This is a genomic window from Massilia genomosp. 1 (assembly GCF_011682185.1).
In the GTDB taxonomy this organism is placed as follows: Bacteria; Pseudomonadota; Gammaproteobacteria; order Burkholderiales; family Burkholderiaceae_D; genus Telluria_A; species Telluria_A rubra.
This window is the reverse complement of record NZ_WHJF01000285.1, coordinates 1-1337: the sequence shown is the minus strand read 5'-3', so window position 1 is coordinate 1337 and position 1337 is coordinate 1. Positions and strand designations below refer to the sequence as shown.

Genomic DNA, 1337 nt, shown 5'->3' with positions numbered 1-1337 from the left:
AAACCACGTAATGATCGTTGCGAGCGCACATGGGGCAGACGAATCCGTCGCGCCACCGAATCTTCTCCAGTGCCGCTTCGCACTGCGCTTGCGTCCCGTAGAGCTCCATGAATTGCGTCACACTCATCCCCGCCTGAAACTGAACCTGATTCATCGTCGCCATAATCCTCTCCCGCCTGCGCCACCACGGACGCATATGCAAAGTTGGACACGTAACGGCGACCGAAGTTCAGTTATGCTGAAGATCAGCGCTAATCACCAAGCCGATTGCCTGATTTTGACACCGCGATCAGCTAGCAGCGTTTCCGCAAATGCTTGCCCACAAGAAGTCTTAGTCGCTTGCTGCACGACAGATGGGTTATGAATCTCATTGATAACAGGCCAACCTCCCCCGGCTCCTGCATATTCGACTTTATTTGCCCCATTGACGAATAACTCGTGAAAAAATCGTTTGGCGTCTCACCTTTTATCAAAGCGAGCTTTCATCCGCGCCCGCATTTCCTTCATCACATATTCGTCGTCACAATGAATAAGATAATGCTTTCGATCATTGGGGCACTCTATCCCATGAAATGACATTCCTAACGCCCAATTTTTTGGAATTGTCTGAATTGCAGCAGCGCAAACAGGACATTGTAATTCCTGCCCTTCACGAACGCGTTTGACTGCTTCAACACCCGAAACTAAATTTGCAATCATAATAGTCACCTTTTCCCGCCAAATGGATATTGCCCCAGCGGGAGATCTTTATCCTTATACAGCTGTTTGACGTCATTATATATATTCATCCGCTCGGCTCGCGCCGGCCGAACACCTGTCGTAAAAAGGGATTCATTCCTAAACGCAAGATATTCCTCATATATCGTTCCCGCTTCGCCAGTTCGATAGAAACGATGTTGATGCTTGGCTTCATGAATAATTGTTGAAACAGCCTCTTTAGCAGAAGAATGCCTGAGCATATTTATGGTAACGGTATTACTATATTGGTCGAACAATCCCATGTCCTTCATGTCCGGGTCGTTCACGTATCTAACGTCCGTCCCCTGACGTTGAAGCCGCTGATACGAGCGCATCGCTATAGGATTCTCAGCCAAAATTTTGCTTGCTTCAACGCTCCAAATTTTTTCAACTGGATTCAATGAGCTATCGAACGACAATTTCGAGGATATGGGTCTTCCGCCGCCTTGGATTGCGGTGTTCGGCACCTTATTTGCCCCGATTCGATGCAGTGCTGCAGCCTCATCCGCTACTGCGCGAGCCGATGCGCCAGCCGCACGAGTTGCCGAACTAAGCGGAAAATCAATAAACGACTTCAGCGCCTTCCCGCCAGTCACGAC

The 1337-nt window shown here is 49.0% G+C and carries 3 protein-coding genes; all 3 read right to left on the bottom strand.

All coding sequences use genetic code 11. The features are described 5' to 3' along the window. A partial coding sequence (locus tag F1735_RS33605; RefSeq protein ID WP_229506092.1) for a transposase occupies positions 1–154 on the bottom strand: 154 nt, incomplete at its 3' end. A 305-nt stretch (positions 155–459) separates the two neighbouring features. Next, the gene (locus F1735_RS33600) at positions 460–699 is read right to left on the bottom strand and encodes a hypothetical protein (protein WP_167241344.1); all 240 of its coding nucleotides are present in this window, start codon (positions 697–699) and stop codon (positions 460–462) included. Between the two features lie 5 nt (positions 700–704). Beyond that, a partial coding sequence (locus F1735_RS33595; RefSeq protein WP_167241342.1) for a hypothetical protein occupies positions 705–1337 on the bottom strand: 633 nt, incomplete at its 5' end.